Genomic DNA, 13,702 nt, shown 5'->3' with positions numbered 1-13,702 from the left:
GTCAGTCGTCGGTCACTCGGGCATCGGGGTGGCGTAGGTGAGGTCGAGGAGACCGTCGTACGCCGGCGCGACGGCCGAGTCGAGGCGGGCCATGTCCCACGAGACGCCGCCGCCCGGCACGAGGGTGTAGTCGCGGTAGGTCGCCAGGATGGGGTCGGTGGTCAGCTCGGCCTCCATGCTCGCGGGGTCACCGATGCCCACGATCACGTAGGGCGGCGAGTAGGGGATGCCGTGCAGGGTGACCTGGTTGCCCTCGCACTTGATGCCGGTGGTGGAGATCAGCCGCTGACCCTGAATGGTGACCGCCTCGGCCCCGGCGTTCCACATGGCGTTGGCGACCGCCTGGATGTCCTGCTGGTGCACCACGAGGTCGTTGGGGTCGCCGTCGTAGGCCAGGCGCGCCTCCTCCGGAGCGTCGTCGAGGGTCACCTGCACCGCCGTGCCGGACTTCTCGGTCAGCCCCGCGGGGTCGACGAGGGTCGCGATCTCGTCCTGGGCGCGTGCGACGGAGCGGTCGCCGAGCTCCGTGCTGAGGGCCTCCACCTCGTCGTTGAGCGCCGCCGCCCGTGCGGTGAGCTCGCCCGCCTCGTCGCGCTCGGCGCGGACCACCGACGCCAGGTCGGTCAACCGGCCGCCACGCAGGTCGAAGCCGTCGCTCTGCTCCGCGCTGACGGCGAACAGGCCCCCGATGAGCAGCACGACCACCGGAGTGGCCACCCGCCAGGCGCGGCGACGCCCGGGGGACGAGTGGGACGGAGAGCGCATGCCGACTACGCTAACCCCCCGTCGGGCGCCGTACCGCCCGTGACCGGCGCCGCGAGCCCGCCGGGACCGTGAAAACAAGCCCCAGGAGCAGCAGTGTCGAAGTCCCCCACGATCACCTCCGAGGAGAAGACCTCGCTCTTCACCCCGCGGTTCGTCGTCGCCCTGGTGCTCATGGCCGCCGGCATCGGCTGGCTCGTCTTCTACTACGTCCAGGGCCGCGGGAACCCGCTCGCGTTCCCCCCGGTGGACGGCAGCCCGAAGGCCGTGTCCGACCTCGGGCTCTGGAACTACGCGATCGGCTTCGGCCTGCTGATGGTCGGCCTGATGGTCTCCGCGCACCCGTCGACGCCCCTCGGCCGCGGCCGCGGCGTCGTGGTCGGCATGCTCGGCTGCTTCCTCGTGGGCCTGGTGTGGATCTGCACCTTCTACATCTTCTCCGACGACCTGTCGGGCCTGCCCGTCTTCAACGACCTCGGCCAGTGGAACCTGGTCGTCGGCATCGCCTTCATGGCAGTCGGGTTCAGCTTCGCGACCAAGTGGGAGTAGGTTCTCCCTCGGCCCGCTGACGCGGGTCCGACATCCGTCGCCTCGAGCGGTGGGTGAGGCGCCTTCCTGGGGAAGGGAAGGCGTCTCTCCCACCGCTCGAGTCATTTCCGCTGCCTGCCTCGTCCGAGCGGTGCGTGAGACATGTTCCGGCGCCGCGTTTCATGCCTCACGCACCGCTCGACCGTCCGTTCGATTCTCCACACTGTGGACTACGCCTGTGGAGGAATTACACGCGTGTAGTTATCCACACCTGTGTGCACACCTGTGGGTAACCGGCCCGCCCGGAGAACGACGCAGCCCCCGCCTGCGTCGTACGACGAGGGGCGGGGGCTGCGGTGGGCGCGAGGCGGGCGTCAGGAGAGGGCGACGTCGCGCACGAGTGCGAGCGCCAGCAGGACGGCCAGCACGAGGGCCAGGCCCGCCCACTGCACGAGGCTGCGGCGCGACTTCGGGGCGTAGGCGATGACCGCCGCGGCCAGGGCACCGCCGACGAGGCCGCCGAGGTGGCCCTGCCAGGAGATGAAGCGCCAGCCCACCACGGTGATGACGACGCCGATGACGAGGTTCTGCACGAGCCACTGCGACTGGGCCCGGCCCTTGCGTGCCACCACGAGGAGGGCGCCCAGCAGGCCGAAGATCGCCCCGGAGGCGCCGACGGTCGAGCTGAACTCGTAGCTGAACCAGACCACCATCACCGAGCCCGCGAGGGCGCTGACGAGGTAGATCGCCAGGAAGCGCGCCCGACCGACGATGCCCTCGAGCACGGGCCCGAAGATGAACAGGGCGAACATGTTCATCGCCACGTGCCAGATCTCGACGTGGGTGAAGGCCGCCGTCAGCAGCTGCCACCAGGCGCCGTCGGAGAACCCGGGCTGGAAGGTCGCGCCCGAGGCCTCGCAGACGCCCTCGCCGATGTCGTAGAGCGACCCGTTGCCGGGGTCGCACACGCCCACCGGCCGGAGCGCCAGCAGGTGGGTGAGCCACGACGAGCGCCCGCCCGTCGCGGTGATCGCCAGCCAGACGAGGGCGTTGACGCCGATGAGGACGAACGTCGTCAGCCGCGGGTCGGCGCTGCGCTCGCCGCCGTACATCGCGCGGTTCTGGCGCGAGCCCTTGCTGGCCTGCTTGACGCAGTCGGGGCACTGGAAGCCCACCGCGGCGTCGCGCATGCAGTCGGGGCAGATCGGCTTGTCGCAGCGCTGGCAGCGGATCCAGGTCTCGCGGTCGGGGTGCCGGTAGCAGGTGGGCACCCCGGCCGCGGTCGGGTCCGCGGTCGGCCCCTCGGGCGGCTGGGTCATGGCGGGGTCACGCGTGTCGCGTCGCGGGTGTGCTGCGGACCGGGTGGGTCAGCGCTCGACCGTGACCGACTCGATGACCACGGCGTCCTGCGGGCGGTCCATCGCGCCGGTGGGGCTGCTCCCGATCGCGTCGACCACGTCGCGGCTGGCCTGGTCGGCCACCTCGCCGAAGATGGTGTGCTTGCGGTTGAGCCACGGGGTGGCGGCCAGGGTGATGAAGAACTGCGAGCCGTTGGTGCCGGGGCCGGCGTTGGCCATCGCGAGCAGGTAGGGCTTGTCGAAGACGAGCTCCGGGTGGATCTCGTCCTTGAACGTGTAGCCCGGGCCGCCGGTGCCGGTGCCGAGCGGGCAGCCGCCCTGGATCATGAAGCCCTCGATGACGCGGTGGAAGCCGAGGCCGTCGTAGTACTTCTCGCCCGAGCGGCCGGCGTCGTCGCGGTAGTCCTTGGTGCCCTCGGCGAGGCCGACGAAGTTGTCGACGGTCTCGGGCGCGTGGTTGGGGAACAGGTTGACGACGATGTCGCCCCGGTTGGTCTTGAAGGTCGCCTTGGGGTCGGCCATGGGATGTGCCTCTCAGCTGTGGGTCTGTCGTACGTCGGTGGTGGCGCGGCACTGCTGCCGCGCGCCTCGATCCTGCCACGCCGCGCCCACGCGCGAGGTGGGCAGGGCGTCCGCGCGACGTCGTACGTCTCGCCCACCCGGACGGGGCTGGCCGCGTCAGGGTGCCCGTGGTGAGATGGAGCCACAATCACTGAGGAGGTCACGCATGCCTTTCGGCCGCAAGAAGTCCCTGATGGACCGCGCCCACGACTATGTCGAGCAGGTCTCGGAGACCGTCACCGACACCGTCATCCCCCAGCTGGAGTCGGCGTGGGACCAGGCGGTGGAGAAGGCCGGGCCCGCGATCGCCGACGCGCGTGACAAGGCCCAGCCGCTGATCGACGAGGGACGCACCCGTGCGACCGAGGCGGCCACCGCCGGCGCCGCCCTCGCCGCCGTCAAGACCGCCGAGGCGCGCGAGAAGGCCGCGCCGCTGCTGGCCGAGGCCCGCGCCAACGCCGCGGACAAGGCCGCCGTCGCCGCCGCGCTCGCCTCCGAGCGGGCCGCCGAGGGTCGCGACCTGGCTGCCGCGAAGGTCAACGAGCTGCGCGGCGTCGAGCCCGAGCCCAAGGGCGGCAAGCTCAAGAAGCTGCTGCTGCTCACCGGCCTGCTCGCCGTCGGTGGCTTCGTGTTCAGCAAGCTCAAGGGCAAGCAGGACGCCGAGGCCAACTGGCAGTCGACCTACGTGCCGCCGGCCCCGCCGAAGCCCGCCACCCCGTCGTCGACCACCCCGCCGCCCACGCCCGCCTCCCCGGCGACCACGTCGGCAGCCCCCGGTGGCGACCCGCTCACCGACCCGCTGCCCGAGGAGGTCACGGCCGACGACGTCGTGACCGCCGACCCGCCGGCCACCGACGACATCGGTGGCGGCGCCCCGGGCGAGGCGATCAGCGACGCGGTCGAGGAGGCTCACCAGCCGACCGACCCCGACGCGCCCGCCGACGTGATCGACATCGACGACGCGCCCCGCAAGAACTAGCAGCACCGCACCACCGCACCCGGGCGGTGTCCCACCCACGCTTCGCAGCTGGCGAGCGTGGGTGGGGCACCGCCCGAGTCGCGTCGCCTGCGTGTCGTCGTACGAGCGGTGGGGGGCGAGGGCGAGGGGCGGCCTCAGAGGGGCTCGAGGCGGTTGTCCTCGATCCAGTCGTCGATCCGCTCCCACCACTGGAAGAGCCACTCGATGCGCTCCTCGCGATCGGCCGGGATCTCCTCGCGCGCGACCCGCCACCAGCGCATCGTGATCTGCTTGTCCATCGGCAGCTCGCGCCACAGGTCGCCGACCGTGAGCAGGTGGTCGAGCCCGGTGTGGGCGACCATCAGCACGTCGGCCTCGGGTGCCGCCTCGAGCGCTGCCAGTACCCCGCCGGGGCGCGGCGCCAGGACATGGATCATCTCCTCCGCGCGCACCGCCATCCGGTCCAGTCCGAGCTTGTGGAGCCGGGCGATGGCCCGGTCGCGCCGCGCGGCGGTGAAGTTGCCGCCCTCGGGGAAGATCACGAACGCGTCGTTGACGTCGAGCCCGGTGGCGAGCGAGGCGATGTGGGACTCCAGGTCCTCCCCGGGGGCCGGGTCGGTCGAGATGAAGCGGGCCGGGACCCGGTTGAGGATGACGTCGATCGCCGGGTCCCACGCCAGGGTGTTCTTGAGCACGACCCGCGGCTCGCGGTGGTACCAGTGCAGCAGCGCGTACATCAGCACGAACGAGTCGCCGGGACCCGCGTGGCGGCACATCACCAGCACCGGCCCGTCCGGCACCCGCGACGGCTGCGGACCGTCGGTGCGGATGCGCAGCGCCAGCACCCGCCTGGCCTCGCGGAAGAAGGCGATCAGGGTGCCCTGCACCAGGTCGTAGTGGATGCCGGCGAAGTAGGGCGAGCGGATCCGCCACCCGAAGCCGCTGGCCAGCCACAGGCCGAGCAGCACCGCGAGCAGCAGGCTCTCGAACGTGAGGTAGAGCAGGACCAGCCACAGCAGGCGCAGCGCCCGCCACCGCCCGGGCAGCACCGGCGCCAGCGCCGCCGCGACCAGCAGCCATCCCGGCAGGGTGACCCACATCAGCACCGTCAGGACGACGACGGCCGGGGCGATGACCAGCCGCCGCAGGACCCAGACGATCGGACGCCTCACGGCGGGCCGAGCTCGTCGTCGAGATAGGCCCTGGAGGCGGCGTACGTCGCGTCGATGCGGGCCTGCACGCCCGAGAAGTCGCGGTGGGAGAGGAGCGAGTCGTCGCGTGACGACGTGCCGGCAGCGGGCAGCACGTGGGCCTCGACACCCTCGGGGATCGTCGCCATGTCGCGCATGAAGCGGTGGCGACGCGCGACTTCGAAGCTCACCCGCGCGACCTCCCACGGCCGGGTCGGCACGCGCAGCGGGCGGTCGATGCGTCCGACCTGCAGCACGAAGACGCGGGTCGCGCCGAGCTCGACCGCGCGCCCCACCGGGATGGAGTTGACCAGGCCGCCGTCGAGGAAGTGCTCGCCGTCGACCTCGGCCGGCGGCAGGAGCCCGGGCACGGCGGCGCTGGCGAGGATGGCGGGCACGATCGGCCCCTCGGTGAACCAGTGCTCGGCGGCCCGCTCGATGCTCGCCGCGCACACCTCCAGGCGTACGGGCAGGTCCTCGAACTTGGCGTCGCCCAGCTCCTCCTCCAGGCGGGCGCGCAGCGGCGCGGAGGAGTAGATGTGGGTGCCGGTGGACACGGCCCGGCGGACGGTGCGCAGCGGACGGTCACCGTAGACGTCCCGGCCCTGGGCGGTGGCCGCCCAGAGCTCGGTGAGCCGGTCGACCACCTCGAGCTCGGGCTGGCGGGCGACCAGCGCGCCGTTGAGCGCGCCGACGCTGGTGCCGAGGACGAGGTCCGGGACGATGTCGCGCTCGAGCAACGCACGCAGCATGCCGACCTCGACGGCGCCCAGCACCCCGCCTCCGCCGAGCACGAACGCGGTCACCATGGGGTGAGCCTAGTGAGGTTCAGGCGAGCTCGGGGTGCTCGGCGCGGACGCGCTTCGTGGCACGGTGCTCGGCCCAGAAGGAGACCAGCGGGATCGTGCCGCAGACGAGGGTCACCACGGTGAAGGGGAAGTCCCACCTGGCCCGGCGCGAGAGCAGGAAGGCGCTGAACAGGAAGATCATGTAGAGCCAGCCGTGCGCGACGCCGAGGTAGGTCGTGATCAGCTCGCCGGCGTCCTGGGCGTCGGAGCCGGGGGTGACCCACATCGGCGTGCTGTCGAAGACGCCCCACATCGAGGAGCCGTCGAAGTTGGCGAGCGGGACGCCGACCAGGCAGAGCACGACGAGCAGGACGCCCACGATGGAGGCCATGACGCGGTAGGCGGTGAGGGTGCGTGACACGGCGGCCAACCTATCCGGCGCTCGAAGAGGTCAGGTCGGGTGCCGGGTCGGGGGCGGTGGCGTCGCGCCGCCACCGCCACCAGATGAAGGCCGCGAACGCGCCGAAGACCCACCACTCCACGGCGTAGAGCAGGTTGCGGATGCCGGTCGTCCGGCTCGGGGTGGGCAGCGAGGCGAGCTCGGCCTCCTCCAGCCCGGGGCCGGCGTCCTGGCTGATCACGTAGGCCGACCACAGGTCGACGTCGACGCGCTGCACGGCGTCGGCGACGCGGATCTCGGGGAAGACGTCGTCGGAGGGGTCGTCGTCGACGACCAGCGTGCCCTCCGGGGGCTGCAGCCAGCCGGTCACCTCGGCCTCGCCCGACACGGCGAGCAGGTCGGCGTCGGGCTCGGGGGCCCAGCCGCGTACGACGAGCACCGCGGCGTCGCCGGTCTGCAGCGGCGTCACCGCCCAGTAGCCGGGCTCCTCGCCCCGGGGGCGGTCGGCGACCCAGAAGCCGCCGCCGAGCCACTCGCCCGCCACGTCCACCGGGCGGCCGAGGTCGGGGGCGGGGAAGGGGTCGTCGTTGCCCATCACGTCGTCCAGCGGGACCGGCGTGATGCCCGTCAGGTCGCGCGCCTCGGCGTCGCGGTGCGCCTGCCAGGCGTCGTACTGCCACTTCCCGAGCATCCCGGCGATCCCCACCAGCACGAGCGCCAGGACGGCCGCACCGAGGTCGGTCAGCAGGCCGGGTCGGCGGGGCGCGGTCACGACCCCGATTGTCCCAGCCGTGCGGTCACCGGCCCTCGGCGGCCGGGAGCTCGTCCCGCCTGCGCGTGAGGTACGCCATCTCGGCGCTGTTGCGGGCGAGCCCGATGGCACGGTCGTACGCCGCTCGCGCCTCGGCGCTGCGGCCCAGCCGGCGCAGCAGGTCGGCACGGGTGGCGTGGAAGGCGTGGTAGCGAGCCAGGCGGTCGGCCAGCGGCTCGACCTGGGCGAGGGCGACCTGCGGGCCGTCCAGCTCCGCCACGGCGATCGCCCGGTTGAGGGCCACGACCGGCGAGGGATCGAGCCGGGCGAGGCGGTCGTAGAGCGCCACGACCTGGGACCAGTCGGTTTCGCGGGCGTCGGGGGCGTCGGTGTGGACGGCGTTGATCGCGGCCAGCACCTGGTAGCGGCCCGGTGCGCGGCCCGAGGTGATCCGGTCGCGCACGAGCGCGTGGCCCTCGGTGACGAGCTCGTGGTCCCAGGCCCCGCGGTCCTGCTGGTCGAGGGTGACCAGCTCGCCGCTCGAGGAGACCCGTGCCGTGCGCCGCGCCTCGGTGAGGAGCATCAGGGCGAGCAGGCCTGCGACCTCGCCGTCGTCGGGCAGCAGCTCGCGCACCAGGCGGGTGAGCCGGATCGCCTCGCCGGTCAGGTCGGCGCGGACCGGGTCGGCGTCGGCGCCGCTCGCGAGGTAGCCCTCGTTGTAGACCAGGTAGAGGACCGTCAGGACGCCGTCCAGCCGGGCGGGGAGGTCGTCCTCCGCAGGCACGCGCCACGGGATGCCGGCGGCCTTGATCTTGGCCTTGGCGCGGGTGATCCGCTGCGCGACGGTGGCCTCCTGGACCAGGAACGCATGGCCGATCTCGGCGACCGTCAGCCCGCCGACCAACCGCAGGGTGAGGGCGATGCGCGCCTCCCTGGCGAGCGCCGGGTGGGCGCAGGTGAAGAGCAGCCGGAGTCGTTCGTCCTCGACCGCCCCGGTGGGCTCCGGCGGTCCGGCGAGCTGGTCGGTGAGCATGTGGGCCTGCCTCTGCTTCGCGTCGCGCCGGCTCTCGCGGCGTACGCGGTCGAGCGCCTTGTTGCCCGCGGTGGTGGTCAGCCAGGCGCCCGGATTGGCGGGTACGCCGTCGGCGCGCCACCGCTCGACGGCCGTGGCGAAGGCCTCGGCGGTGGCGTCCTCGGCGACGTCGAGGTCGCCGAAGCGCCGGGCGAGCGTGGCCACGACCCGGGCCCACTCGTCGCGGTGGACCCGGGCCAGGACCTCGTCGAGCCCGGCGTCGGCCATCGGGTCAGGCCACGCCGCCGAAGGGGCGGAGCTCGATCTTGCGGTGGCACGCGCGTGAGGCGTCGGCGGACAGGGCGAGGGCGGCGTCGAGGTCGTCGGCGGTGACCACCCAGAAGCCGGCCAGGAACTCCTTGGACTCCACGAACGGCCCGTCGGTGAGCACCGGCTGGCCGCCGCGGCTGTCGGTCACCGTGGCGTCGCGCGGGTCGGTCAGGCCGCCGCCGAAGACCCAGCGTCCCTCGGCCTTCAGCCGGTCGTTGAACGCGTCGATCGCGCCGGGCGCGGAGTCGTCGGCGGGGTTGTCGGTGTCCCCGATGACGGTGAGGAGGTAGTGCATGTCGGTCATCTCCCGTGGTCGGCGGCCACCCCTGCCGGGCGACCTCTCACCCCTACCACGAACGGGACGGCGTGGATACGACAGCGGCGCCCGACGAAGTCCTCCCGGATCGGTCAGGCCGAGGCGAGCGCCAGCTTCACCGCGAACCCCACGAAGACGGCGCCCACGGCCGAGGTCGCCCCCGCCGACAGCGCCTTGCGGCGGCGGAAGGCGGCCGCGAGGTGGGTGCCGGCGAAGATGAGGACGCTGAGGTACGCCGCGCTGGCCAGGGTCGCGAGGGCGCCGAGCACGAGGAACGACAGCGCCGGGTGGGCGTACGCCGGGTCGACGAACTGCACGAAGAAGGCGACGAAGAAGAGGATCGCCTTGGGGTTGAGCAGGCTGATCACGAGCGCCCGGCGATAGGGCCGCTCACCGCGCGCACGGGGCTCGACGCCGGCCTCCGCGGCGGCGTCGGCGATCTGGTCGGCGACCGGGACGCGGGAGCGCCACATCCCCCACGCCGCGCGCAGCATGCCGATCGCGAGCCACAGCAGGTACGACGCCCCCGCCCACTTGACGACCGCGAACGCCGCCTCGTTGGCCTGGAGCAGCGACGCGACCCCGGCCGCGGACAGCGTCATCAGCACCGCGTCGCCCGTCCACACGCCCGCCGCACCGGCGTACCCGCTGCGCACCCCGCGCCGCGCCGCGACGGAGAGGACGTAGAGCGAGTTCGGGCCCGGCAGCAGGATGATCAGGACGAGGCCGACGAGGTAGGTCGGGAGGTCGGTGATGCCCAGCACGGGACCAGTGTGGGGCCGACCGGCGCGCGCCACCATCCGATTTCGAGGGATGGGCGTGAGGTCACACCGCTGGGTGCGGCCCGCGGGCCGTCAGGTCGCCCGTCCGAGAACTGCGACCGCGCGACCGATCGTCGGCGCTCGAGCAGTCGTCCGGCCGCAGTTCTTCCAGCCAGACCTCGTCCGCGAACGGCGGTGGAGCCTAGGGGACTCGAACCCCTAACCCCCTGCTTGCAAAGCAGGTGCGCTACCAATTGCGCCAAGGCCCCTGGTGGTCTCGTGACGGTCGCTGCGCGACGTCCTCGACCAGCGAGCGAGCGTCAGGCCTTCTCGACGGTGTCGGTGGCCTCGGCCCAGAGGGCCTGCTCGTTCTTGCTCTCGTCCATCTTCTTCTTCGCGGCGACCGCACCGGCGGCGGCCAGGGCGACCAGCAGGAGCTTCTTCATGGACTCTCCTCGGGAGCGGAGCGAAGGGGATGGAGTGGGCCTAGGAGGACTTGAACCTCCGACCTCTTCCTTATCAGGGAAGCGCTCTAACCGTCTGAGCTATAGGCCCGTGCAACGCCGCAAGCGGCGACGCCGAAGGTTACCTGACCGTGGTCAGGCGGTGCCAATCGAGGTGTTCAGCTCACTTCTCGTCCTCGGCGAGGGTGACCTCGATGCCGCCCAGCAGCGCGGCCGCGAGGTTGTAGAGGAAGGCGGTGAGCGTGGCGATCGCGGTGATCAGGATGACGTCGACCACCGAGACGAGGAGCGTGAAGCCCAGCACGCGCGACATCCCGACGTAGTCGGTGACGTCGAAGGTGGAGTTGCCGCTGTCACCCTCGACGATGCTCGCCACGGCGGAGTTGATCGACTCCCACACACCGGCAGCGCCGAGCACCGACCACACCATGAAGATGGCGACGAAGGTCACGACGCCGAAGGCGACGGAGAGCAGGAACGACGTCTTCATCACCGACCACGGGTCCACCCGGGTGAGCCGCAGGCGGGCCCGTCGTGGCTGGCGCCCGGGCGCACGACGCGCCCGACTGCCGCGCGACGAGGCGGGGCCGGAGTTGGCCCGGTGCTCCTCAGCGGCGCTGGAGAGCGTGTCCTGGAGCCGTCCCGTCAGCGACCGCTTGGCGGGCTCGCCCCCGGGGGTACGGCGGGGAGTCGCGGTGCGTTCCGACATGGATCACTCACTCCTCGGTGTCGTCGTCGGCGGCGGGATCGGCAGGCGCCTCGACAGGGTCCTGCCCGTCGATTGTTGCATCGTCGACCACGTCGGGCGAAACGGCTGCGGCCTCGCGGGCGCCGGCCTCGACCTCCGCGGCGGCCTCGGATGCCTGCTCCTCGACCTCCTCGTCCTCGCGCGCCTCGACCGATCGGGCCACCACGGCGACCGTGTCGCCCTTCTTGGGCGTCACGAACTTCACGCCCTGGCTGTCGCGACCGGTCGCGCGGAAGTTGGTGTCGATCGGGCTGCGGACGACCTGCCCGCCGCTCGTGATCGACAGCACCTCGTCGCCCTCCTCCACGATGAACGCGCCGACCAGGCCGCCGCGGTCCTCGTTGGTGAGCTTGACCGCCCGGATGCCGACACCGCCACGGTTGGTGGTGCGGTAGTCGGTGATGCGGGAGCGCTTGGCGTAGCCGCCGTCGGTGATCGTGAAGACGTACTGCTCCTTCACGTCGGGCAGGTTACCGGCCTCGATGTCCTGCGGCGCCTCGCCGCCCTCGACGAGACGTGCCTCGGCCGCCTCCTCCGCCGCGACCTGTGCGGCCCGGATCACCGAGAGGGAGAGCACCGAGTCGTCGTCGTGCTTGAACTTCATGCCGCGCACGCCACCGGTGGCGCGGCCCATGGGACGCAGCTGGTCATCGCTGGCCTGGAAGCGGATCGCCTGGCCCTTGCGGGACACGAGCAGGATGTCGTCGTCGGCGTTGACCAGCTCGGCGCCGATCAGCTCGTCGTCGTCCTCGCGGAAGTTGATCGCGATGACGCCGGCCTGGCGCGGGCTGTTGTAGTCGCCCAGCTTGGTCTTCTTCACCAGGCCGGTGCGGGTGGCGAGCACGAGGTAGGGGGCCTGCTCGTAGTCGCGGATCGCCAGCACCTGCGCGATGTCCTCGTCGGGCTGGAAGCTCAGCAGGCCGGCGACGTGGCCGCCCTTCGCGTCGCGCGCCGCCTCGGGGAGGTTGTAGGCCTTGGTGCGGTAGACGCGACCGGCGGTCGTGAAGAACAGCAGCCAGTGGTGGTTGGTGGTCGCGATGAAGTGCTGGACGACGTCGTCGCCGCGCAGTGTCGCCCCGCGTACGCCCTTGCCGCCGCGCTTCTGCAGCCGGTACTGGTCGGCCCGGGTGCGCTTGGCGTAGCCGCCGCGGGTGATGGAGACGACGAGGTCCTCGTCGGGGATCAGGTCCTCCATCGACAGGTCGCCGTCGGCGGCGATGATCTGCGTGCGCCGGTCGTCGCCGTACTTGTCGGTGATCTCCTGCAGCTCGTCGGAGACGATCTGGCGCTGGCGGACCTCGTTGGCCAGGATGTCCTCGAGGTCGGCGATCTGGAGCTCGATGGCGGCGAGGTCGTCGATGATCTTCTGGCGCTGGAGCGCGGCGAGACGACGCAGCTGCATGTCGAGGATGGCGGTCGCCTGGATCTCGTCGACCTCGAGCAGCTCCATCAGCCCGGTGCGCGCGTCGTCGACGTCGGGCGAGCGGCGGATGAGGGCGATGACCTCGTCGAGCGCGTCGAGCGCCTTGACGAGCCCGCGCAGGATGTGGGCCCGCTTCTCGGCCTCGGCGAGGCGGAAGCGCGTACGCCGCTGGATGACCTCGATCTGGTGGGTGACCCAGTTGGAGATGAACTGGTCGATCGGCAGGGTGCGCGGCACGCCGTCGACGAGGGCCAGCATGTTGGCCGAGAAGTTGGTCTGCAGCTCGGTGTGCTTGAACAGGTTGTTGAGCACCACGCGGGCGACGGCGTCGCGCTTGAGGATGATCACCAGGCGCTGACCGGTGCGCGAGCTGGTGTCGTCGCGCACGTCGGAGATGCCCTGGATCCGGCCGCTGTCGGCGAGCTCGGCGATCTTGAGCGCGAGGTTGTCGGGGTTGACCATGTAGGGGAGCTCGCTGATGACGAGCATCACGCGGCCCTTGGCGTCCTCGTCGATCTCGACCACGGCACGCTGCGAGATCGAGCCGCGACCGGTGCGGTAGGCCTGCTCGATGCCCTGGCGCCCCACGATGAGCGCGCCGTTGGGGAAGTCGGGACCCTTGATCCGCTCGACGAGCGCGTCCTGCAGCTCCTCGCGGGAGGCGTCGGGGTGCTCGAGCGCCCAGATCGCGCCCTCGGCGACCTCACGCAGGTTGTGCGGCGGGATGTTGGTGGCCATGCCGACCGCGATGCCGGCCGAGCCGTTGACCAGCAGGTTGGGGAAGCGCGAGGGCAGGATGGTCGGCTCCTGCGAGCGACCGTCGTAGTTGGGGCGGAAGTCGACGGTGTCCTCGTCGATGTCGCGCACCATCTCCATCGCCAGCGGCGCCATCCGGCACTCGGTGTACCGCATGGCGGCGGCGGAGTCGTTGCCCGGGGAGCCGAAGTTTCCCTGGCCGTTGATCAGCGGCGCGCGCAGCACCCACGGCTGCGCGAGGCGGACCATGGTGTCGTAGATCGCGGTGTCGCCGTGGGGGTGGTACTGACCCATCACGTCGCCGACGACGCGCGAGCACTTCGAGAAGCCGCGGTCGGGGCGGTAGCCGCCGTCGTACATCGCGTAGAGGATGCGGCGGTGCACCGGCTTCAGCCCGTCACGGACGTCGGGCAGCGCGCGCCCGACGATCACGGTCATCGCGTAGTCGATGTAGGACTGCTGCATCAGCGTCTGGAGCTCGATCGGCTGGATGCGGTCGTCGCCGAACCCGAAGCCGCCTGCGCCGGTGCCGGTGGGGGTCTCAGTCATGTGGTTCTCTCCTGCGTTCTAGGGATGTCTAGGGCTGCTCGTAGAAA

15 protein-coding genes and 2 tRNA genes are annotated in these 13,702 nt (G+C 71.8%); 2 read left to right on the top strand and 15 right to left on the bottom strand.

Annotation, left to right across the window (positions count from 1 at the left end; all coding sequences use genetic code 11):
• Positions 1-12: 12 nt before the first annotated feature.
• Positions 13-765 (bottom strand): DUF881 domain-containing protein, encoded by a 753-nt coding sequence (locus Q1B24_RS15080; RefSeq protein WP_299930349.1) that lies wholly within the window; start codon positions 763-765, stop codon positions 13-15.
• A 93-nt stretch (positions 766-858) separates the two neighbouring features.
• Here Q1B24_RS15080 and Q1B24_RS15075 point away from each other — a divergent pair, with 93 nt between their 5' ends.
• Positions 859-1,311: a cell division protein CrgA gene (locus tag Q1B24_RS15075; RefSeq protein ID WP_299930346.1), complete on the top strand. Its 453-nt coding sequence runs from the start codon at positions 859-861 to the stop codon at positions 1,309-1,311.
• Between the two features lie 353 nt (positions 1,312-1,664).
• On the opposite strand, the gene Q1B24_RS15070 is transcribed toward Q1B24_RS15075, so the two are convergent.
• Both Q1B24_RS15070 and Q1B24_RS15065 read right to left on the bottom strand, forming a co-directional pair.
• On the bottom strand, positions 1,665-2,609 hold the full coding sequence (locus tag Q1B24_RS15070) for a rhomboid family intramembrane serine protease (protein ID WP_299930343.1): 945 nt from the start codon (positions 2,607-2,609) through the stop codon (positions 1,665-1,667).
• Positions 2,610-2,657: 48 nt separating this feature from the next.
• The gene (locus Q1B24_RS15065; RefSeq protein WP_299930340.1) at positions 2,658-3,170 is read right to left on the bottom strand and encodes a peptidylprolyl isomerase; all 513 of its coding nucleotides are present in this window, start codon (positions 3,168-3,170) and stop codon (positions 2,658-2,660) included.
• Between the two features lie 205 nt (positions 3,171-3,375).
• Here Q1B24_RS15065 and Q1B24_RS15060 point away from each other — a divergent pair, with 205 nt between their 5' ends.
• Entirely contained in the window at positions 3,376-4,188 is an 813-nt protein-coding gene (locus Q1B24_RS15060; RefSeq protein ID WP_299930337.1) for a hypothetical protein, read from the top strand.
• A 134-nt stretch (positions 4,189-4,322) separates the two neighbouring features.
• Here Q1B24_RS15060 and Q1B24_RS15055 read toward each other — a convergent pair whose 3' ends face one another.
• The 12 genes from Q1B24_RS15055 to gyrA form a co-directional block, all read right to left on the bottom strand.
• Positions 4,323-5,339, bottom strand: coding sequence for a 1-acyl-sn-glycerol-3-phosphate acyltransferase (locus tag Q1B24_RS15055; protein WP_299930334.1), 1,017 nt, complete (start codon positions 5,337-5,339; stop codon positions 4,323-4,325).
• Entirely contained in the window at positions 5,336-6,166 is an 831-nt protein-coding gene (locus Q1B24_RS15050; RefSeq protein ID WP_299930332.1) for a patatin-like phospholipase family protein, read from the bottom strand. Before Q1B24_RS15050 ends, Q1B24_RS15055 begins: the two co-directional genes overlap by 4 nt.
• Before the next feature lie 19 nt (positions 6,167-6,185).
• A complete protein-coding gene (locus tag Q1B24_RS15045) occupies positions 6,186-6,566 on the bottom strand; it encodes a DUF3817 domain-containing protein (protein WP_299930329.1) in 381 nt (126 codons plus the stop codon).
• 10 nt (positions 6,567-6,576) lie between these two features.
• Positions 6,577-7,317 carry an SURF1 family protein gene (locus Q1B24_RS15040; protein WP_299930326.1) on the bottom strand — a complete coding sequence of 247 codons (741 nt, stop codon included), beginning with the start codon at positions 7,315-7,317 and terminating at the stop codon, positions 6,577-6,579.
• A gap of 25 nt (positions 7,318-7,342) precedes the next feature.
• Positions 7,343-8,596, bottom strand: coding sequence for a sigma-70 family RNA polymerase sigma factor (locus tag Q1B24_RS15035; protein ID WP_299930323.1), 1,254 nt, complete (start codon positions 8,594-8,596; stop codon positions 7,343-7,345).
• 4 nt (positions 8,597-8,600) lie between these two features.
• A complete protein-coding gene (locus Q1B24_RS15030; protein WP_299930826.1) occupies positions 8,601-8,933 on the bottom strand; it encodes a YciI family protein in 333 nt (110 codons plus the stop codon).
• Between the two features lie 113 nt (positions 8,934-9,046).
• The gene (gene leuE, locus Q1B24_RS15025; RefSeq protein WP_299930320.1) at positions 9,047-9,718 is read right to left on the bottom strand and encodes a leucine efflux protein LeuE; all 672 of its coding nucleotides are present in this window, start codon (positions 9,716-9,718) and stop codon (positions 9,047-9,049) included.
• Positions 9,719-9,911: 193 nt separating this feature from the next.
• Positions 9,912-9,984 (bottom strand) — tRNA-Ala (locus Q1B24_RS15020).
• 51 nt (positions 9,985-10,035) lie between these two features.
• Positions 10,036-10,161 (bottom strand): DLW-39 family protein, encoded by a 126-nt coding sequence (locus tag Q1B24_RS15015; protein ID WP_299930317.1) that lies wholly within the window; start codon positions 10,159-10,161, stop codon positions 10,036-10,038.
• A 35-nt stretch (positions 10,162-10,196) separates the two neighbouring features.
• Positions 10,197-10,270 (bottom strand) — tRNA-Ile (locus Q1B24_RS15010).
• Positions 10,271-10,342: 72 nt separating this feature from the next.
• Complete coding sequence (locus Q1B24_RS15005) at positions 10,343-10,888, bottom strand: DUF3566 domain-containing protein (protein ID WP_299930314.1); 546 nt, start codon at positions 10,886-10,888, stop codon at positions 10,343-10,345.
• A gap of 7 nt (positions 10,889-10,895) precedes the next feature.
• A complete protein-coding gene (gene gyrA / locus Q1B24_RS15000) occupies positions 10,896-13,655 on the bottom strand; it encodes a DNA gyrase subunit A (RefSeq protein ID WP_299930311.1) in 2,760 nt (919 codons plus the stop codon).
• Positions 13,656-13,702: the final 47 nt, after the last annotated feature.

It is taken from the genome of uncultured Nocardioides sp. (assembly GCF_947488025.1).
Classification (GTDB): domain Bacteria; phylum Actinomycetota; class Actinomycetes; order Propionibacteriales; family Nocardioidaceae; genus Nocardioides.
This window is presented reverse-complemented; position numbering and strand designations above follow the sequence as displayed.